Origin of the sequence: Nitrospirillum goiasense, from assembly GCF_034427435.1 — a bacterium.
Classification (GTDB): Bacteria; Pseudomonadota; Alphaproteobacteria; order Azospirillales; family Azospirillaceae; genus Nitrospirillum.
The window spans coordinates 161,785-181,024 of sequence record NZ_JAXQNP010000001.1 but is presented as its reverse complement, the minus strand read 5'-3'; the positions used below and the strand labels follow the sequence as shown (position 1 = coordinate 181,024).

Here is a 19,240-nt window from a genome sequence, read left to right as displayed (position 1 = left end):
CCCCAGACCCCATATCGGGGGCCTTTGGAACCAGCTTCCCATCCTTTCGTCCAGTTCAATAACGCGTTAATACAAAGGTGCCACATGTCGGGAAAGGCGCGGAAATCCTAGGTTTTTATTGGGTTTTTCGTGATGGCGACGCTTCATTTCCCCCGAGGCCTTCCGCCATCAGCACAGGCGCGGTTATTTTTGATAAGCCGGAAGGACATAATCATTCGGGGGATATGACCCCTCTGATATTAAAGCGACACTGAAGATCAAACGGCCAATTCTCCAATAACAGCCGGTTCCCCAAGCCGTATCACACGGCCCGACCACCTCATTCATCCACGATTAAAGTATTAAATGCGTCACTTTCTTGCCGGATTCATGACGGCATAGGTCGAAGGCCCATTTGGCAGGCCCTTGACGTCCCGCTGTCGGCCCATAGCTTTCTGTCGCGGCACCACGTCGGAAATTGCCGTTGGGTTTTAAAAGTACGACGTGTGAACCGTCGATTAACAGGCAGCAAGGGTAGCAAGCGGCGCCCCGCCCGCAGGGCTCCACCGGGCAGGAACCAGACCGGGGCAAGGATGGGCCGGGATTGAAGCGTTCGGCGGCCCCGTCCGCCGGGCACATGAGGAACGGATGGACGGTTACACGCAAGCGGAACGGCTGTTGGGGATAGAGAGCCCCTTGGGTCCGGACCAGCTTTTGCTGGAGGCGCTGGAAGGGCGGGAGGGCATCTCGATGCCCTTCGAGTTCCGGGCGACCGTGCGCGCCCTGGACGACGACATCGACCCGGCCGCCCTGCTGGCGCAGAGCGTGGACCTGAAGCTGCGCGTCGACGACGGCGTCTATCGCGTCTTTAACGGCGTCGTCGCCGCCCTCACCGGCGGCAACGCCGCCTCGCGCGGGCAGCGCCACTACACCCTGCGCGTCGTCCCCCGCCTGTGGTTCCTCACCCGCACCAGCGACTGCCGTATCTTCCAGAACAAGACCACGCTCGACATCCTGGAGACCATCTTCGGGGAACTCGGCGTCACCCACTACGACTTCTCCGGTGTCAGCGCCCCGCCGCCCCGCGCGTACTGCGTGCAGTATCGCGAGACCGACCTGGCCTTCGTCTCCCGCCTGCTGGAGGAGGATGGGCTCTACTACTTCTTCCGGCACGAGGCGGGGAAGCACACCCTGGTCCTGGGCTCCCAGACCTCCGCCTACCAGACGGGCGAGGAGGCGCTCATCCCTTTCAGCGCCACCTCCTCCCGCTCCAACCACATCAACACCTGGAACCGCGACCATGCCTACCAGGCCAGCGCCTGGGCCATGTCCGACTACAACTTCCAGACCAGCAAGCTGGACCTGAAGCAAACCATCCCCACCGTCTCAACCTACGCCCAGGACCCCCAGCACGAGCATTTCGACTATCCCGGACTGCACGACACCGCCGGCGATGGCGAGCGCCGCGCCAAGCTGGCCATGCAGGCCGAGGAGGCGGAGCGCGAGACCATCCGGGGCGCCAGCGACTGCCGATCCCTCGCCCCCTGCGGCCGCTTCCAGCTCACCGACCATCCCGTCATGGCGGAGAACGGCGCCTATGTCGTCCTCAGCGTCAGCCATAGCGCCAGCGACATGAGCTATGAGGGCGGCGGCGCCAGCCATTCCGGCTACGCCAACCACTTCACCTGCATGCCGGCCGCCACCCCCTTCGTCCCCCCGCACACCACCCTGCGCCCCACCATCCCCGGCATGCAGACCGCCGTCGTCGTCGGGCCCAAGGGCCAGGAGATCTACACCGACAAGTACGGCCGCGTGAAAGTCCAGTTCTTCTGGGACCGCCGCGGCCAGTCCAACGAGGCCAGTTCCTGCTGGGTCCGCGTCGCCCAGGGGTGGGCCGGCCGCGGCTTCGGCGCCCAGACCATCCCCCGCATTGGCATGGAGGTCGTCGTCGCTTTCATGGAGGGCAACCCAGACCGCCCCGTCATCCTCGGCTCCGTCCCCAACTCCGAAACCACCGCCCCCCTGGGCCTGCCCGCCCAGCAAACCCAGACCACCTTCCGCACCGCCAGCAGCCCCGGCGGCGGCGGCTTCAACCTCTTCACCCTGGAGGACAAGGCGGGCTCAGAAGAGATCGCCTTCCACTCCCAAAAAGACCTCTCCATGGTCGTCCAGAACAATGCCTTCGAGACGGTGACCAAGACGTCCGTCCGCCAGGCGAAGGAATTGCTGGCCTTCAAGGTCGGCAACAGCTCCATCCAGTTCACGCCGGACAGCATCATCCTGTCCAGCAACGGCAGCACCGCCGTGCTGGACAAGGACGGCATCCGCTATCACGGCGGCAAGATCTGGCTGAACATGAAGGAGCAGGCGAATACCGATGCCGGTGTGTCCAACCCGGAGGTGGCGGCCCGCATGGCGGCTTGCGCCGCCCTGGCCAATGCCCGCGACAATGCCGTGCTGGCCAACCACACCTATGGCACCGACCCGACTCTGCCGCCGGGCTACCGCATGTTGGACCCCGATACGCCGGAGGGCAAAGCGGAGCTTGCAAAGTTGGGTGTGCGTAAATCCGATCTTTCTCCCGAAAACACGACGTTTCGCGCCCAGGTCTTCGCTAAAGAAGAGGCCGATGGCACGCATTATACCGTGGCCTATCGCGGAACCCAGACGGGAGAGGATTGGAAGAACAACTTGCAGCAGGGCTTGGGTAAACAGTCGGCGGAGTATCAGCAGGCGATTAGTTTGGCGAAGAAAGTAAATAATACGTCTGATGGTAAAGTATCTTTTACCGGCCACTCCCTAGGTGGCGGCATGGCCTCCGCCGCCTCGGTCGTGACCGGCAAGCCTGCCACCACTTTCAATGCCGCTGGCCTGAACGCCCATACCGTGGGTGGTTATCCTTCACCAGCAGCGCCCGTAAACGCCTATTACAACGACGGCGATCCATTGTCCGGCATTCAGGACAACCGTGAGACGGCTTTAAGTGGAATAACGTCCGGACTAATCGTGGCCGAGCCAGCGGCGGGCATCCCGCTAGCCAGCTATGTACTGGGACAAGAGGCCCAGGGGACGCCCGTACTTCCCCGCGCCTACGGCGTACGGCACGAGCTGCCAAAGGTGCCGCCACCCGGTGCAGGTTTCCTTTCGCGAAACAACCCAAAGGCGGCTCACGGCATGGACTATGTCATTCGGGGCATAGACGCGAAACGACAGGAATGTGGGTGCCAATGAAACGATCTTCATGGCCAGGTCTGGTGGCCTGCATTCTGGTATTGGCCTTTGCGGCCCGTGGCGCTCTTTTCTTCTGGCGCCCCTCTCATGGTGGAACGATGGCGACAAATCCCCTGGTTTTCTTTCCTGACCGCTTCAGCGACCCTGCCGCCCGTCGCTTCGCCGAGGCCGTGGCCGCCGGCAAGGTCGATGCCGCCTTGGCCGCTGCCGCTGACGCGCCGGGCGGCGTTAACACTGTCGGTCGGGATGGCGCCACCGGCCTGATAATGGCGGTGGAACGCCACGATCAGGCCATGGTCAACGCCTTGCTGAAGGCCCATGCAAATCCCAATGGTGCACAAGGCCTAGCCCCCCTCAACAAGGCCGCAGCCATTTTTGACCTCCCGATGGTCAAGTTGCTTCTGGCTGCGGGTGCCGATCCCAACGCCACGGCGGACGGGCAAACGCCCCTGCATGTCGCCGGCCTTATGGGGGACATCCCGGTGGCGCAAAGTCTGCTGAACGCAGGTGGCGACGTCAACGCGGCTGACGAAGTTGGGGACACTCCGCTATTGACCGCGGCTGCTACCGATCACTGGCAGATGGTCGCTTTCCTGCTGGACCATGGGGCCTCCCCATGGGCGGAAGCCGGCGGAGCCACCGTTGCAGGCTTGGCCGCAGACTCCCGTATCCTGCCCAATAACCCTGATGGAAAGGCTTTGCCGGAAGTCATTGAGAAAATTAAGGCAGCCGGGCTCGCCTGGCCTCCTCCTCCCGCGTCCCAGGTGCGCAAGCTGAAGGAGGAAGGCAAATGGCCGCCCCCTGGCAAGCATTGAGACCGGAACCCGGCCGGCGCCGGACGATTGGCCTTCACAGTGCCCTGACGCCAATGGGTTAAAGGAACGGGGAACCTCCGCGGAGCGACAATCATGAACGCCCTCACCCGAACCAACGGCCTGGAAATGGCAACGCCCTTAACGAAGAGACAGCACTTCGCGCGGCGCTTGGCCCTTGGCCGTGCCGCGCCATTGCCGCGAACCGGAATGATCAGGCTGGCACTAGGCATCCTGTTGGCCGTGGGTAGCCCGCGCGCAGGTGGTGCGGAGGAGCGAAAAATGGCCAGCCTGGGCACCACCATCCATGCCTCTCGCGCCGAGGTTGAGAGACTATCTGCGGCAGGCTTTTCAAAGCCCGGCGCCTGCTTTCGCATTTGATCTAATGATTCCGAAAGATTGGATCTGGTTTGAGAAAGACGGGCAGCCCAACAAGGTGAATGGCCGCCTTCAATTGTTGGCGCACTACGGAAATAAAGAACAAAGCTCCATAATTGAGATTTATGCGCAGAAAATTGACCGCGAAATGGCTCCGGAAGATTGGCTTGATCAATGGATGCAGGCCAATCACTACACTATCATTGCACGCCGCACCGTTGCATCGGACGCAGGGCGAAACGCGGATGTTTTGGCCTCTCGGACTATTGAGGGGCGTCCTTATCTCTACCGCCTGCGCACATTCAAGAATGGTAAGTTTATCTATTTACTCCACAGCTTCGCTGAGGAGGCGCGCTACGCCTCTGCCGAAGATGCCTTCCTGGTGGCCGCCACAAGTTTCAACCTGACCGCTGCAAAACCCCAGCAGCCATATGCCGAAGAACTGCAGGATGTCCCGCTGCACAAGGTCTTCCAGGTCGGCTTCAAGATACCGTCGTCCTGGACGGTGAAGCCGGACGAGAGTGTCGATGCCGCTTGCGAGTCTTGGGGCTTGTCCAACGGCTCAGGCACCGACCGGGTTGGGATGATCAATGTCTACACAGCCCCGCGGAACCGTTTCAAGAACGCTCAAGAAATCGCGCTGTACGCGACGGATGCGGTGAGGAAGTTGGGAATAGATCCTACCGGCGGCACCTTGGCAGAGGTTCCGATTGGCGACCCGGTGGTCTCACTATGGACGTCCGACAGCTTCGCTAAGCTCGATGACCGATCAATGTTGGTCCGCCAGGTGGTGCTCGGCACATCGAAAGGATGGGCCATATTCACCCTGATCAGCCCTGTCGCCGCGACTGATCCTTATCTGGTCACAGCCATCAACAAGCGTGCTTTGGAAATCGCCTACATCAAGCTGCTGACCGCCTCGTCCCCAACGGGTTGATCAACTGACGAGCCATCAGCCACCAGACATCCAACAAAAGCCACACGATGAACGCCCTCATCACCAGCATTTCCAACCTAGGAACGGCGGCACCTTTGCCGAGCACCCGGTCTTTCTTGCTGGCCGTCATCGCGGCGATGGCGCTGCTGATGGTGACCTATGGGCTTACCATCGCCCTCACGGATAACGACCCACGGGCATTCGCGGCGCTCGGTACCGGGCGGTACATCATGTTGAGCATACTGGCGCTCTCCGTCCTGCTGTTCTTGTTCAGCGCCGCCGCTCTGACCTTCCGCACCGTCTTCCACCTCAATGGCAGAAGGATTCTTGAAGCGGCGAAGCGGAACGGTACTCCGCCCCCCTGGCTGGAGGCTGTAGTGGCCGTCTCATTCGCCGATGGGCTGACCGTGCTTGCTTGGCTGGTCTACATCATCGCCAGCCCGTTCCTGCTGAAGGGGCTCTTATGAAGACCAGTAACCCGACCGAAATACGAATGACACGCGCCGCCGGCGCCCAAAGTTTGTGAGGCTTCCATGGACGGTTACACGCAAGCGGAACGGCTGTTGGGGATAGAGAGCCCCTTGGGTCCGGACCAGCTTTTGCTGGAGGCGCTGGAAGGGCGGGAGGGCATCTCGATGCCCTTCGAGTTCCGGGCGACCGTGCGCGCCCTGGACGACGACATCGACCCGGCCGCCCTGCTGGCGCAGAGCGTGGACCTGAAGCTGCGCGTCGACGACGGCGTCTATCGCGTCTTTAACGGCGTCGTCGCCGCCCTCACCGGCGGCAACGCCGCCTCGCGCGGGCAGCGCCACTACACCCTGCGCGTCGTCCCCCGCCTGTGGTTCCTCACCCGCACCAGCGACTGCCGTATCTTCCAGAACAAGACCACGCTCGACATCCTGGAGACCATCTTCGGGGAACTCGGCGTCACCCACTACGACTTCTCCGGTGTCAGCGCCCCGCCGCCCCGCGCGTACTGCGTGCAGTATCGCGAGACCGACCTGGCCTTCGTCTCCCGCCTGCTGGAGGAGGATGGGCTCTACTACTTCTTCCGGCACGAGGCGGGGAAGCACACCCTGGTCCTGGGCTCCCAGACCTCCGCCTACCAGACGGGCGAGGAGGCGCTCATCCCTTTCAGCGCCACCTCCTCCCGCTCCAACCACATCAACACCTGGAACCGCGACCATGCCTACCAGGCCAGCGCCTGGGCCATGTCCGACTACAACTTCCAGACCAGCAAGCTGGACCTGAAGCAAACCATCCCCACCGTCTCAACCTACGCCCAGGACCCCCAGCACGAGCATTTCGACTATCCCGGACTGCACGACACCGCCGGCGATGGCGAGCGCCGCGCCAAGCTGGCCATGCAGGCCGAGGAGGTGGAGCGCGAGACCATCCGGGGCGCCAGCGACTGCCGATCCCTCGCCCCCTGCGGCCGCTTCCAGCTCACCGACCATCCCGTCATGGCGGAGAACGGCGCCTATGTCGTCCTCAGCGTCAGCCATAGCGCCAGCGACATGAGCTATGAGGGCGGCGGCGCCAGCCATTCCGGCTACGCCAACCACTTCACCTGCATGCCGGCCGCCACCCCCTTCGTCCCCCCGCACACCACCCTGCGCCCCACCATCCCCGGCATGCAGACCGCCGTCGTCGTCGGGCCCAAGGGCCAGGAGATCTACACCGACAAGTACGGCCGCGTGAAAGTCCAGTTCTTCTGGGACCGCCGCGGCCAGTCCAACGAGGCCAGTTCCTGCTGGGTCCGCGTCGCCCAGGGGTGGGCCGGCCGCGGCTTCGGCGCCCAGACCATCCCCCGCATTGGCATGGAGGTCGTCGTCGCTTTCATGGAGGGCAACCCAGACCGCCCCGTCATCCTCGGCTCCGTCCCCAACTCCGAAACCACCGCCCCCCTGGGCCTGCCCGCCCAGCAAACCCAGACCACCTTCCGCACCGCCAGCAGCCCCGGCGGCGGCGGCTTCAACCTCTTCACCCTGGAGGACAAGGCGGGCTCAGAAGAGATCGCCTTCCACTCCCAAAAAGACCTCTCCATGGTCGTCCAGAACAACATGTTCGAAACCGTCGGCAAGGCGATGGTGAACGTGGCCGGGGAGATGGTGGTGCTGCAGGTGGGCAAGAGCGCCCTGCAGATGACCACCGACCACATCGTTCTCATCAGCAACGGCAGCACGGTGGTGCTGGACAAGGACGGCATCAGCCAGGACGGCCAGAAAATCTGGCTGAATTGCAGCAGTTGACGCCACCGGCCCCAACCCTAGTTCCCATCAGCTTCATTTCCCGGGAGAGTTCCGGATGGTCGACCTACCCGCCCTGATCCAGCCCGGCGCCATTGGCGCCAGCCTCGGCATCCAGCCCTACACGCCGATATCCCTGTCGGCGGCGCCGGCCGGTTTCGGTTCGGCCAGCGACCTGGGCGCGCTGGCCAACGCCGCAGCACCGGCCCTGCCCTCCTCCGTTGGCAGCCCCCTGGGCTCGGCGGCGCAGGCGGCCCAGTTGCTGGGTGGCGGCGGAACCCCGGCGGTTGGGTCGGCGGGGGGGATGGCCGGTGGTGGCCTGGCGCAAACCGCGCTTGGGCAAGGCATGTCGGGCGGCAGTGGCTTGGCCGCACCCTCGCTGACCAACCCGTCGCTGCCGGGCGCATCCGGTATGGGCGTGCCCAACGTGGGCGTGCCGAGCATTCCAGACGCGTCGACCGCCCCCGGCCTGTCCAATCTGGCCGCCAGCGGCGGCATGAACACTGGCTTGCCGACCCTGCCCCAGGCCCCATCGGTCGCGGCACCCTCCTTGTCGGCGCCCACGTTGGCGCAGCCTTCCCTGGCGCAGCCGTCCCTCGCCGCCCCGGTGGTGCCCCCGTCCCCCGCCGCGCCGTCCTTGATGCCGTCTTCATATTCCAGCGTGCCGCAGGCGGGCACCTGGGGGCAGGCGAGCAGCGTGCCCGCCGGCAGTCTGCCGGGCAGCCAAGCCACCCTACCCACCCAGGCGCCCTTGCCCAGCCAAGCGCCGGGCCTCAGCCAGACCGCGTCCGCCCTGCCTAGCACGGGCAATGCCGATGCCGACAGCGCCATCGCGGTCGCCCGCATCCTGGGCCAGATCTAAAGGAAACCCGCCATGCCGCAGACCTGCCGCACCCCCGACTTCAGCATCCAGTTGCCGGATAGTTGGATCGACCGCTCCATGATCGCCTGGTCGGCCCCGCCCAGCGGCGGCCCGGTGGTGCCCAACATCATGGTCGCCTATGACCGGCCGCAGGCGGAGGAAGGCCTGGGCGCCTACGTGAACCGGCAGTTGAAGGATCTGATCGCCCGGGCACGCAGCTTCCAATTGATCACCCGCCAGGATGTCATGCTGGCCGGCCGACCGGCGGTGGAACTGCTCTTCCAGTGGGATGGCGGCGCCGGCCCGATCAAGCAGCGGCAGGTCTACAGCCTGTTGCCCGACGGCCGCTGCATCACCATCGTCAACACCGCGCGCCTGACCGAATTCGCGGACGCGGATGCGCAGTTCATGCAGATCCTGAACAGCTTCGCCTGGCCGGCACCCGCCGGTGCCGGCGCCGCCGGGGCCTGACGATGGACGGCGGCGCGCCGCAATACGGGGCGGCCCGGCTGGAGGACCCCATCCAGCATACCAGCGCGCTCTCCGGCTTCATCGCCGGGGCGGCCATTGGCTTGGGTGCGGCGCTGGCGGTCATCGCCGTGGTGGGAACGGGCGGGGCGGCACTGGGCGTCATCGCGGCGGTGGGCGGCGCCATGGCGGCCACCGGCGGCGGCGCCCTGCTGGGCGAGGCGCTGGGCAGCACCTTCACCGATCAGACCGGGGAAATCGCGCCCGATTGCTCCAGCAATGTGCTGATCAACGACAAGCCGGCCGCCCGCGCCATCCAGGACGCCGCCACCTGCTCCCGCGACGGGCCGCCCAACCAGCACATCGCCCAGGGCAGCAAGACGGTCTTCATTAACGGCAAGCCGGCCGCCCGTATCGGCGACAAGCTGGAATGCGACGGGTCCATCATGGACGGGTCGCACGACGTCTTCATCGGCCGCGACCCCGGCACCTACATGGATATCCATGGCGAAGTGCCGGACTGGGCCAACACGGCGGCCGAATACCTGATGATCGGCGGCTCCCTCTTGGCGCTGGGCGCCGGTGCCGCCGGCGCCTTCATGGCGGAAGGGCTGTGCGGCCTGGCGACCTTCGGCGAGACCACGGTCATCAGCATGGCGGGCGGCTACGCCGGCTCCAAGGTGGGTGGCGCCATTGGCCAGGCGGTGGGCGGAGAGCGCGGGCGCATCATCGGCGAAGCCCTGGGCGGTGCCGCTGGCGGCTTCGCCGGCGGCAAGCTGGCCAGCCGCTACACTGCTGGCCACCCCGTGGACGTGGCCACGGGCGAGCTGTTCACCGAGGCGATGGATTTCGAGGTGGCGGGCCCCCTGCCGCTGGTGTGGTCGCGCGTGTGGATGTCCAGTTCCACCCACAAGGGCGAGCTGGGCTCGGGCTGGCACCACCCCTTGGACATGGCGCTATACCGCTGGATCGACGGGGGCGGCTGGGCCGCGCGCCTGGCCGACGGACGCCTGGCCTTTTTCACCGACCCGGCCCCCGGCCGCCCCAGCCTGAACGTGGTGGAGCGGCTGGTGCTGCACACCGACGGCCGGCGCTACTGGCTGGCGACCTACACCGGCATCGCCTACGTCTTCGGCGACCGGGACGGCCAGACCGGCCTGCGTCACCTGGCGCACGTCGTCGACCCCAACGACAACGCCATCGTCCTGCACCGCGGGGCCGGCGGCCGCCTGACCGGCATCCGGGACAGCGCCGGCCGCGCCTTCGCCGTCACCACGGATGAGGCCGGCCGCATCACCGCCGTCGATGGCCCCGACCCCGCCGGCGGCGACGAGCCGCTGCGCCTGGTCAGCTACGCCTATGACGCGGCCGGCGACCTGGTGGAGGCGCGCGACGCCCGCGGCAACGCCTGGCGTTACCGCTACGACAACCATCTGTTGGTGGAGGAGACGCGGCGCGGCGGCCTGCGCTTCCAGTTCGTCTGGGACGATGTGACGCGCGGCCGCGATGCCCGCTGCGTCGACACCTGGGGCGTGCATCTGTCGGGCGAGACCGGGCTGTACCGCGCCCGCATGGTTTACGACACCCAGGCCCACACCACGGTGGTCACCACCGGCCGCGGCGCCGTCACCCGCTATCGCTGGAACAAGCTGGGCCTGGTGGAAGAGGAGGTGAACCCGCTGGGCGGCGTCACCCGTCACCGCTACGACCCCGCCGGCAACCTGCTGGCCCTGACGGGGCCGGACGGCCGCACGCTGCACCTGACCTATGACGATCTGGGCCGCCTGGTGGAGCGGGTGGCGGCGGACGGCGCCGTCACGCGGCTGAGCTACGGTGATGACAGCGCCCAACGCGACCTCTCGCACCCCACCCTGGGCCGCCCCGTCCAGGTGACGCGGGCCGATGGCGCGGTGGAGCGTTTCGGTTACGACCGGCGCGGCAACCTCATCACCTATACCGACCCGCTGGGGCAGGTCACCCGCTATACCCGTGACACGCGCGGCCTGCCGCTGGCCATCCAGGACCAGTTGGGCCTGCTGGCGCGTTACAGCTGGTCCCCCCAGGGCGACCTGCTGGCCGAGGGCACGGCCAAGGCTGACCGCCGCCGCTACACCCACGACGCCCTGGGCCGGGTGGTGGAAATGCGGCGGGGCGAGGACGCGCCCCTGCGGCTGGAGCGTGACGCCAACGGCAACGTCACCACCCTGCACCGCCCCGACGGCGGCACGGTGACGCTGGACTACGATGCCGAGGACCACGCCACCCTGCACCGCGACCCGCTGGGCCGCGTCACCCGCTGGCGCTATGACGGCCTGCCTTACCCCGTGGAGCGCATCGCCGCCGACGGCTCCGTCTTCCGCTATCAGTACGACAGCGAACTGAACTTGGTGGCCCTGTTCAACCAGAAGGGGGAACAGTACCGCCTGGAGTACGATCCCGCCGGCCGACTGGTGGGGGAAACGGGCTTCGACGGGCGGCGCCTGGATTATCACCGCGACGCCGCCGGCTTCGTCGCCGCGGCGGTGGACCAGGGCAGGGTGACCCGCTTCACCCGCGACCCCGCCGGCCGCCTGCTGGAAACGCTGTACGCCGATGGCCAGAGCCATCGCTTCGGCTACGACGTCGCCGGCCGATTGCTGTCCGCCGACACGCCCGACACCCACGTCGCCCTCACCTATGACGCCGCCGGCCGGCCGGTGCTGGAACGGCAGGGCGACCAGGAAATCCGCTTCCTGCGCGACGCGCGGGGCCGGCGCATCGCCACCCTGTTGCCGGACGGCCGGCGGCTGGACACCGCCTGGGGTCCGGACAACCTGCCGGCGGCGGTGGGGCTGGACGGCAAGGCGCTGGCCCGCTTCGCCCGCGACGCGGCGGGGCGGGAGGTGGAACGCCTGGCCGGCGGCATCCATCAAATCCAGGCCTTCGATCCCCAGGGCCGGCTGGTCCGCCAGGAAGGCCGCCGCCGGGCCACTGGCGGCGCGGCGGGGGGAGAGACCGTCTACGCCCGCGCCTACGGCTATGACGGCGCCGACACCCTGACCGCCATCGAGGATGCGCGGCGCGGGGTCAGGCGCTATCGCTATGACGCTTGCGACCGCCTGCTGGCAGTGGAGGGCGCCAACCCCGAAAGCTTCGTCACCGACCCCGCCGGCAACATCCTGGCCTCCGGCCCCGATGCCGCCTTCTGGGGCGGCGAGGCGCGGGGCGACCGGCTGCTGGTCCATGGCGACGCCAAGTTCGAGTACGACGCCTGGGGCAACCGGGTGAAGGAATGGCGCGCCGCCGGCGGCGCCGTGACCGTGGACTATCGCTACGACGCCGGCAACCGCCTGACGGCGGTGGAGGAGAGCGGCCGCCGGGGCACCACCCTCACCCGCTTCGGCTACGACGCCTTCGGCCGTCGCGTGTGGAAGGAAAGCGCCCACTCGGCCCCCGTCCCGGCCAACGACGCTGGCGCCCCCGCGCCCGTCGCCGCCCAACGCACCACCTTCCTCTGGGACGGCGACGCCCTGCTGGCCGAAAGCGCGCCGGTGGAGGTCAAGGCGGCGGACGCGGCGCCCGCACCCGCCGACCCCCTGGCCACCGTCTATGTCTACGAACCCGGCACCTTCCGCCCCCTGGCCCAGTTGCGCCGGACGGACCCGGAGCAGCGCGCCCAGGCCTACCACTACCACCTGGACCATCTAGGCACGCCACAGGAGCTGACCAACGACAATGGCGAGGTGGTGTGGGCCGCCGACTACAAGGCCTGGGGGGCGCTCGCCCGCCAGACCGTCGCCACCATCCCCAACCCCCTGCGTTTCCAGGGCCAGTACCACGACCCCGAAACCGGCCTGCACTACAACCGCCACCGCTATTACGCCCCGGCCGAGGGCTGCTTCATCACCCAGGACCCCATCCGGCTGCGCGGTGGCAGCAACATCGCCGCCTACGCGCCCAACCCGGTGCAGTGGGTTGATCCGATGGGGCTGGAATGCGGCTTGGATGCATTATCCAGTAACAGAATTGATTACTCCAGAGGGTTCGAGGATGACCTCGCCAATTTCAAGCCTGGCTATAAGCTGATGTCAGGCCCCCTGGAAGAAGACCTAACCCTGACTTCTTATCATGCTAATACTCCGCTGGGTCAGGGGCGGAGTGCAAAGTGGTGGACGAGTCTTGAGCAGGGTAACAAATTTTCGACTATTGACGACGTTCATCAAGGGCTTGCCCTCCCCCTGAATGGGGAAGTCGTGAAATGGCAACTGTTATTAAAATCCCAAAAGGAACTGACATAACGGCTTATGTTGGTGAGGCCGCTCAACAGACAGGCGCTGACGGCACAATTTTCCAGGGCGGCGCGCTGCAATACAGATTTAAAGATTTTGACCCATCTTGGGTCGTGGAATCCAGAGGAATACCAAAATGAACACACTTGATGATAAAGAAGAAGGATTTATTAAGCTTATACAGGACAATATAAATCTTTCAGAACGAAAGATATCAGAAATAAATTACGAAAAATCCGATCTATGGCGGATTGAATATTATCAAAGGCTTATTGATAATCTGATGAAAATGAAAGAATCTGTTATTGCAAAAAAATTCCCTCGCCCATCATCCGGATTTTCCCCTGGTGTTACCAACATCGGAGTCACCAGATATCTTGGAGAATGGTGCGATGACGAAGATGTCATAGAAATTGCAAGGAAATTAGAGGCGTTCTACAGGGAGAAATATTGAAAACAATACCACACAGTCATAAATTTCAGAAATATTTCAGCCAAATCAAGAGAGACCGCCATGACCTCCAAGGCAGTATTGATCGGTGTCGCCATCATCGCCGGCGGCGTGATTGGTTTTGGCTACACATTCCTCAAAAGCAGTCATCCCGATGTCGCCACCTTGCGCAAGAACATGGCCGGCGGGATGATGGAACAATGCGTCAAGGCAGCGAGCGCCGCACCGGGGATCAGCGCGGCCCAGGTGCAGGCTTATTGCGGATGCACCACCACCAAGCTGGACGCCGCCTTGAGCGATGATGAGGTCAAGCACTTGGTGGATCTGGAGCATCAGGGCCAAACGGGCGTGCCACCGGAACTCGCCCCCAAGCTCGACCTCATCTCCAACGCCTGCCGCAAAGAGGCGCAGATCCCAGGCTGATGCCAATAGAGCGGCATCTGTAGCACCAACAACCGAGCCTGGGCCTGGAGCGGAGTTCGAGCGTTACCGTCGGGACCTGTCGGCGGCCTTGCCCCTGGTAGAGCAATGCCGCCACCGTCAGGCAGAAGGCCGGCTGGCACCGCCGGGCACAGACCGGGGCATTCCATCGTAGAACCGGGAGGCCACCATGGATGGACTGATCACGGTGCACCCAGGCAAGAATGTTTTCTGGGCGCGGGAGGGTGGACCGCTCACCCTAGCCATTCCGGGCGCGGAGTCAGCCTATGCGTACGGCGACCGCTTGTTCGTCCTTGCCGCCTGCCCGCCCACCTACGACGTCGTTCATCTCATGCTGAAGATATTCGGCCCAGATGGCGCGCTGGTGGCGGAGCTGCCGCCACCAGCGGGCTATATCTTCGGATACTTGTCCAGCAATCTGGAAACCGGCGTCTCCATAGTCTGTGGAGCGATGAAATTGACGGAACCCTGGGCCGATTGGCATTTCGCCTATGATCCGCTGGTGAGCGCCTTGGTCCGGCTGGGGCCCGCATATTGATGAGCGATCCATGGCCCGAAGGTGGCCAATCTCAACCCTGGGGAATCTTCCATTGAGTCACGGGGAGCCCGCGGCGGTTCTGCCTAAGCAGGGCGTCATCGTTACCGAACTGGCGGGAGCGCGCGCGGTGGCGATGGCCATGACCCCCGCCGACCAGGGAGCCCTTGCCCCTTTAGGATTTCAGCTGTGGAACGGTGAACATAGACGCGCCATCACGTCCACCGAGGACAGGATCACCCTGATCCATGCCCTGATCGATATCGGCGCCCTGTTTTCCTCTGGCCGGGATTGGTGCCCTGCGGAGGTTGTTGCCCACTATCGAGACAACGGACGTGTCGATCGACCGTATTGGGTGATCGCGTGGACGGAACCCAAGGCGTTCTCAATCCGGCCCGCGTGACAAGGATCAAGCGATGACGAGAGAAGAAGCGACCATCATTCTGAAGGATCTGGTCCGCCTGTACGTGAAAGACGCGCACAAGCGGCAGGAATTACTGGCCATCCTGGCCTTGGATTTGCCCTCACCCCCCGTACGCGGCCTGCTGAATGACATCTGTATCAATCTTCGCGACCCCATCGCCCCGGAAGATCGCGATAGGATCGCCGATCTCCTCCATTATTTCGGATAAGACTACTGAACAATGCGACGCCCTCTCCCGTTTTCCCCTGGGCAAGGCTATCCCGCCGGAAAAAATATAAGTTACGAATGCCTGAACTGCGGCAACATGGTGCCATCTATGCCCGCCCATTTCGCCGAGTGCCGCTGCGGTAACATCACAGTCGATAGCAGCAGTGCGCGCGCATACATCCGCCGACCGGAAGAAATGCGGATCTACCAGACCCAACGATAGGTCGGAACCCTGCGCGTGGTTCAAGATTATTCTGGCCAAGCGCCCCTGACAAAACCGCCGCGTCCGTCCATACTCCCGTTCACGCGGGATACACAGAATGGAGAGCCGCCGATGCGCATGAACCAGACCAAGATGGCCGTCGCGCTTGTCGTCGTTTGCGGCGTGGCCGGCCTCGGGGTCGCCTTCATGCGGTCGCCATCCTCCCCGTCGGCGGCCCAATCGGCGGCCCAATCGGCGGAGGTGGCTGGTTTCCGGGCCGCCATGACGGCCAACTTCGCCGAGCACTGTTTCCAGGCCGCGCGGGCGTCGTCGCCGGCCGGGGTGGCGGACGCCAAACTGCACCGCTTCTGCGACTGCACCGCCACGCGCGTGAACGCGGCGCTGACAGACAAGGAGGTAACGGTCCTGGCGGAGCAGGAGCGCAAGGGCCTGACCGGCGCCCCCGCCCTGCTGATGGACAAGGCCAAGCCCATCGCCGCCGCCTGCCGGGGCGAGGCGGGCCTGACCGGCTGAAGCCCGAAATGAAAGGGGCGCCCCCAAGGACGCCCCTATTATACTAACGGCATTTGATCGTGACCGCTCAAATGCCGCCCTCAGTCGCCGGGCGCCGACATCCGCCGGCTTGGCTCATCCTCGCTGCGCCCTGCGGTACTCGCTCCGGCGGCCGCAGTCGCGGCCTACGCGGCATGAGGCAATACCTCATGCCGCGCGTATTACTCACGCGATGATGCGCTTACGGCGCGCCCACGGGCAGGGTGGCGTCCGGCAGGTGCACCGTCACCTTGGCGGTGATGTCCTGGTAGGACGTGCCGGTCATCACCGTGTAATCGCCGCCCTTGATCTTCCAGGCGTGCGCCGCGGTGTCGTAGGTCGCCAGCAGGCGCGGGTCCACGGCCAGGCTCACGCTCTGGCTTTCACCGGCCTTCAGCGCCACCTTGTGGAAGGCGCCCAGGCGCTTCGGCGCTTCCCAGCCGCCGGCGGCCGGGGCCACGTAGACCTGGGCCACGGCCTTGCCGTCGCGGGCCCCGGTGTTGCGCAGCGTCAGGCTGACCTTCAGGCCCTTGCCCTCCGGCGCGGCGGCCAGGTCGGACGCGGCGAAGGTGGTGTAGCTAAGGCCGTAGCCGAAGGGGAACAGCGGCTTCAGGCCCTTCTTCTCATACCATTTGTACCCGACGGCCGCGCCCTCGATGGTGTAGTCGACATGCGGATGTTCCGCCTTGTCCTTGCGGTCGCCGTCCACCACCTTGCGCGGCAGTTGATCGACCGAGGCCGGGAAGCTGACCGGCAGGTGACCGGAGGGGTTGACCTCACCGGCCAGCACACGGGCGATGGCCTCGCCCCCGCTGGTGCCGGGGTACCAGGCGTCAACCACGGCCGCCACCTTGTCCAGCCAGGGCATGACCACCGGGCCGCCGTTCTCCACCACCACCACCGTCTTCTTGTTGGCGCCGGCCACGGCCTTGATCAGGGCGTCCTGGTCGTTGGGCAGGTTCAGGTCGATGGCGTCCTGGCCCTCGCCCGTCCATTGCGTGGCGAAGACGATGGCGACGTCGCTGCTGGCCGCCAGCTTGGCGGCGGCCTTGGCGTCCTTGCCGTCGATGTAGGTGATCTTGGCCTGGGTCAGGCCCTGCAGCGCCTTGAGGGGCGAGGAGGGGTCATAGACCATGGGGCCGGGGAAGACGGCGGGCCCCTCGTTGGGGATGATCAGGCCGTTGGCGGGCGCGCCATAGGGGTAGACCTGGGCCGAGCCACCGCCCGACAGCACGCCGACGTCGGCATGGCCGCCGATGATGGCGATGGTCTTCACCGTCTTGGCCAAGGGCAGCACGTCGCCCTGGTTCTTCAACAGGACGATGGCCTCTTCCGCGTCGGCCTGGGTGACCTTGGCGTGGGCGGCGTAGTCGATGGTGGCCGCCTGGTCGCCGTTCAGCGGATGCTCGAACAGGCCATTGGCGAACATGGCGCGCAGGATGCGCGCGGCCATGTCGTCCAGGCGGGCGGCGCTGACATGGCCGTTGTTCACCGCCTCATCCAGGGCGTCCTTGAAATAAGGTGACTTGTCGAAGGGATAGCCGGATTGCTGGTCCAGCCCGGCGTTGGCGGCCGGCGCGGTGGAGTGGGTGGCGCCCCAGTCGGACATGACGAAGCCCTTGAAGCCCCAATCCTTCTTCAGGACCTGGTTCAACAGCCAGTCGTTCTCGCAGGCATAGGCGCCGTTGACGCGGTTGTAGGAGCACATGACGGAACCGGGGTTGCCCGTCTCCAGCGCGATCTCGAAGGCCAGCAGGTCGGACTGCCGGCCTTCCGCCTCATCGACCTTCACGTCGATGAAGTTGCGGCTGGTCTCCTGGTCGTTGAAGGCATAGTGCTTCAGCGTCGAGATGATGTTGTTGGACTGGATGCCCTTGATGGCATGGCCGACGATGGTGCCGGCCAGCAAAGGATCCTCGCCGCCGTATTCGAAATTGCGGCCGTTGCGCGGCTCGCGCATCAGGTTGACGCCGCCGGCCAGCTGGACGTTGAAGCCGGAGCGGCGGGCCTCGTCACCGATCATGGCGCCGCCGGCGAACGCCATATCCGGGTTCCAGGTGGCGGCCGTCGCCAGGCCGGACGGCAGCGCCGTGCGCAGGCGCGGGGTGGGGCTGGCCTGGGTGGCCACGCCGACACCGGCGTCGGTCTGCGACTGGGCGGGAATGCCCAGGCGGGCGATGCCGGGAACATAGCCGGCGGAGTCGGCCATGCCGCCCTCGATGCGCGTGTAGGCCTTGGGCTTGAAGTCGGTGGAGAAGTAGCCGAACACCAACTGCAGCTTCTCTTCCCGCGTCATCACCTTCAGCAGGGCGCTGGTGCGCGCGTCGGGCGATTGGGCGGCATCCTGCCAGGCGCCGGTGACCGGGGCGGCCGGCGCGTCGGCGGCCCAGGCGGCGCGGGAACCGGCATAGGTAAGCGTTGTCATAAGCAACGCAGTGGAGAGCAGCAGGTGATGTTTAACCGACATGGACGTTCCCGATTTTCGTTTGGTCGCTAAGGCGGCGGGGCCGGTGACGGCACCGCTGGCGCGTATTCTCCCTGGGCATACCCGGGTGGGTGCCGCTCCCCTTCATACCAGCACGCGGCGGGCGGGCGAAGGTGATAATTCCGGGATATCGCATATCCCTTGATGAATGCCCTGGGGCCACGGGTGGGCGCGCCGTGCTTCCGGGCGGGGCGGCTTTGCGGTACAAGGCGCCGCGCCCCACACCTCGGGGCCGCAGGACAGGCAGAGCCCAGACCATGACCGGCGACAGCGGACAGAAGACCACCCTTTACCAGTGGATCGGCGGGATGGAGCCCATCGGCCGGCTGGTCGAGGCCTTCTATCACCAGATGGACACGGTACCGGAGGCGCGCGACCTGCGCGCCATGCATCCCGTGGATCTGGCCGAAACCAAGCGCGTGCTGACGCTGTACCTGGCGCAATGGATGGGGGGGCCGGGCGATTATTCCGCCGAGCGTGGCCACCCCCGCCTGCGCGCCCGCCACCTGGGTTTTCGGATTGGCGAGGCGGAGCGTGACGCCTGGCTGCTGTGCATGAAGCGGGCGCTGGACGAGACCATTCCCGATGCGCGGGGCCGCCAGGCCATCCTGGGCGCACTGGCACCCCTGGCCGATTTCATGCGCAACCAGCAGGCCGGGTAGCGCGTCGGCACGGCGCGGCCGGCGATTGAGTCACCAGGCCATATGTGCGAACACTCCCCACGACCCTGCACCCGGGTCCCTGCCTGGTATGGTTTTC

Annotated in this window: 16 protein-coding genes; 15 read left to right on the top strand and 1 reads right to left on the bottom strand. The window is 65.4% G+C overall.

The window, feature by feature from the left end:
• Nucleotides 1-627: 627 nt before the first annotated feature.
• The 14 genes from tssI (ULB03_RS00825) to ULB03_RS00760 all read left to right on the top strand — a co-directional run bounded on the left by tssI (ULB03_RS00825) (nucleotide 628) and on the right by ULB03_RS00760 (nucleotide 15,978).
• Nucleotides 628-3,210: a type VI secretion system tip protein TssI/VgrG gene (gene tssI, locus ULB03_RS00825; RefSeq protein WP_322481423.1), complete on the top strand. Its 2,583-nt coding sequence runs from the start codon at nucleotides 628-630 to the stop codon at nucleotides 3,208-3,210.
• A complete protein-coding gene (locus tag ULB03_RS00820; protein ID WP_322481422.1) occupies nucleotides 3,207-4,025 on the top strand; it encodes an ankyrin repeat domain-containing protein in 819 nt (272 codons plus the stop codon). The genes tssI (ULB03_RS00825) and ULB03_RS00820 overlap by 4 nt, the downstream gene beginning before the upstream one ends.
• 304 nt (nucleotides 4,026-4,329) lie before the next feature.
• Nucleotides 4,330-5,337, top strand: coding sequence for a hypothetical protein (locus tag ULB03_RS00815; RefSeq protein ID WP_322481421.1), 1,008 nt, complete (start codon nucleotides 4,330-4,332; stop codon nucleotides 5,335-5,337).
• Nucleotides 5,338-5,384: 47 nt separating this feature from the next.
• Entirely contained in the window at nucleotides 5,385-5,804 is a 420-nt protein-coding gene (locus ULB03_RS00810) for a hypothetical protein (protein WP_322481420.1), read from the top strand.
• A 66-nt stretch (nucleotides 5,805-5,870) separates the two neighbouring features.
• The gene (tssI, locus tag ULB03_RS00805) at nucleotides 5,871-7,589 is read left to right on the top strand and encodes a type VI secretion system tip protein TssI/VgrG (protein WP_322481419.1); all 1,719 of its coding nucleotides are present in this window, start codon (nucleotides 5,871-5,873) and stop codon (nucleotides 7,587-7,589) included.
• Between the two features lie 55 nt (nucleotides 7,590-7,644).
• Nucleotides 7,645-8,448, top strand: coding sequence for a hypothetical protein (locus tag ULB03_RS00800; protein WP_322481418.1), 804 nt, complete (start codon nucleotides 7,645-7,647; stop codon nucleotides 8,446-8,448).
• Between the two features lie 12 nt (nucleotides 8,449-8,460).
• Nucleotides 8,461-8,919 (top strand): DcrB-related protein, encoded by a 459-nt coding sequence (locus tag ULB03_RS00795; protein WP_322481417.1) that lies wholly within the window; start codon nucleotides 8,461-8,463, stop codon nucleotides 8,917-8,919.
• Between the two features lie 2 nt (nucleotides 8,920-8,921).
• Nucleotides 8,922-13,193: an RHS repeat-associated core domain-containing protein gene (locus ULB03_RS00790; RefSeq protein ID WP_322481416.1), complete on the top strand. Its 4,272-nt coding sequence runs from the start codon at nucleotides 8,922-8,924 to the stop codon at nucleotides 13,191-13,193.
• Between the two features lie 127 nt (nucleotides 13,194-13,320).
• Nucleotides 13,321-13,638, top strand: a complete 318-nt coding sequence (locus tag ULB03_RS00785) for a hypothetical protein (protein WP_322481415.1) — start codon at nucleotides 13,321-13,323, stop codon at nucleotides 13,636-13,638.
• Between the two features lie 60 nt (nucleotides 13,639-13,698).
• Nucleotides 13,699-14,058, top strand: coding sequence for a hypothetical protein (locus tag ULB03_RS00780; RefSeq protein WP_322481414.1), 360 nt, complete (start codon nucleotides 13,699-13,701; stop codon nucleotides 14,056-14,058).
• Nucleotides 14,059-14,245: 187 nt separating this feature from the next.
• Nucleotides 14,246-14,614 (top strand): hypothetical protein, encoded by a 369-nt coding sequence (locus tag ULB03_RS00775; protein ID WP_322481413.1) that lies wholly within the window; start codon nucleotides 14,246-14,248, stop codon nucleotides 14,612-14,614.
• A gap of 52 nt (nucleotides 14,615-14,666) precedes the next feature.
• On the top strand, nucleotides 14,667-15,014 hold the full coding sequence (locus ULB03_RS00770; RefSeq protein WP_322481412.1) for a hypothetical protein: 348 nt from the start codon (nucleotides 14,667-14,669) through the stop codon (nucleotides 15,012-15,014).
• Between the two features lie 13 nt (nucleotides 15,015-15,027).
• Nucleotides 15,028-15,243 (top strand): hypothetical protein, encoded by a 216-nt coding sequence (locus ULB03_RS00765; RefSeq protein WP_322481411.1) that lies wholly within the window; start codon nucleotides 15,028-15,030, stop codon nucleotides 15,241-15,243.
• A 333-nt stretch (nucleotides 15,244-15,576) separates the two neighbouring features.
• The gene (locus ULB03_RS00760; RefSeq protein WP_322481410.1) at nucleotides 15,577-15,978 is read left to right on the top strand and encodes a hypothetical protein; all 402 of its coding nucleotides are present in this window, start codon (nucleotides 15,577-15,579) and stop codon (nucleotides 15,976-15,978) included.
• 220 nt (nucleotides 15,979-16,198) lie between these two features.
• On the opposite strand, the gene ULB03_RS00755 is transcribed toward ULB03_RS00760, so the two are convergent.
• Nucleotides 16,199-18,421: a glycoside hydrolase family 3 C-terminal domain-containing protein gene (locus tag ULB03_RS00755; protein WP_322481409.1), complete on the bottom strand. Its 2,223-nt coding sequence runs from the start codon at nucleotides 18,419-18,421 to the stop codon at nucleotides 16,199-16,201.
• A 317-nt stretch (nucleotides 18,422-18,738) separates the two neighbouring features.
• On the opposite strand from ULB03_RS00755, the gene ULB03_RS00750 reads away from it, so the two are divergent.
• Entirely contained in the window at nucleotides 18,739-19,143 is a 405-nt protein-coding gene (locus ULB03_RS00750; protein ID WP_322481408.1) for a group II truncated hemoglobin, read from the top strand.
• The last annotated feature ends 97 nt before the right edge of the window (nucleotides 19,144-19,240 follow it).

Bases quoted from the DNA above. Each gene is read 5' to 3' on its own strand.
- tssI (WP_322481423.1), top strand. From the start codon at position 628: ATGGACGGTTACACGCAAGCGGAACGGCTGTTGGGGATAGAGAGCCCC.
- ULB03_RS00820 (WP_322481422.1), top strand. From the start codon at position 3,207: ATGAAACGATCTTCATGGCCAGGTCTGGTGGCCTGCATTCTGGTATTG.
- ULB03_RS00815 (WP_322481421.1), top strand. From the start codon at position 4,330: ATGCCTCTCGCGCCGAGGTTGAGAGACTATCTGCGGCAGGCTTTTCAA.
- ULB03_RS00810 (WP_322481420.1), top strand. From the start codon at position 5,385: ATGAACGCCCTCATCACCAGCATTTCCAACCTAGGAACGGCGGCACCT.
- tssI (WP_322481419.1), top strand. From the start codon at position 5,871: ATGGACGGTTACACGCAAGCGGAACGGCTGTTGGGGATAGAGAGCCCC.
- ULB03_RS00800 (WP_322481418.1), top strand. From the start codon at position 7,645: ATGGTCGACCTACCCGCCCTGATCCAGCCCGGCGCCATTGGCGCCAGC.
- ULB03_RS00795 (WP_322481417.1), top strand. From the start codon at position 8,461: ATGCCGCAGACCTGCCGCACCCCCGACTTCAGCATCCAGTTGCCGGAT.
- ULB03_RS00790 (WP_322481416.1), top strand. From the start codon at position 8,922: ATGGACGGCGGCGCGCCGCAATACGGGGCGGCCCGGCTGGAGGACCCC.
- ULB03_RS00785 (WP_322481415.1), top strand. From the start codon at position 13,321: ATGAACACACTTGATGATAAAGAAGAAGGATTTATTAAGCTTATACAG.
- ULB03_RS00780 (WP_322481414.1), top strand. From the start codon at position 13,699: ATGACCTCCAAGGCAGTATTGATCGGTGTCGCCATCATCGCCGGCGGC.
- ULB03_RS00775 (WP_322481413.1), top strand. From the start codon at position 14,246: ATGGATGGACTGATCACGGTGCACCCAGGCAAGAATGTTTTCTGGGCG.
- ULB03_RS00765 (WP_322481411.1), top strand. From the start codon at position 15,028: ATGACGAGAGAAGAAGCGACCATCATTCTGAAGGATCTGGTCCGCCTG.
- ULB03_RS00760 (WP_322481410.1), top strand. From the start codon at position 15,577: ATGCGCATGAACCAGACCAAGATGGCCGTCGCGCTTGTCGTCGTTTGC.
- ULB03_RS00755 (WP_322481409.1), bottom strand. From the start codon at position 18,421: ATGACAACGCTTACCTATGCCGGTTCCCGCGCCGCCTGGGCCGCCGAC.
- ULB03_RS00750 (WP_322481408.1), top strand. From the start codon at position 18,739: ATGACCGGCGACAGCGGACAGAAGACCACCCTTTACCAGTGGATCGGC.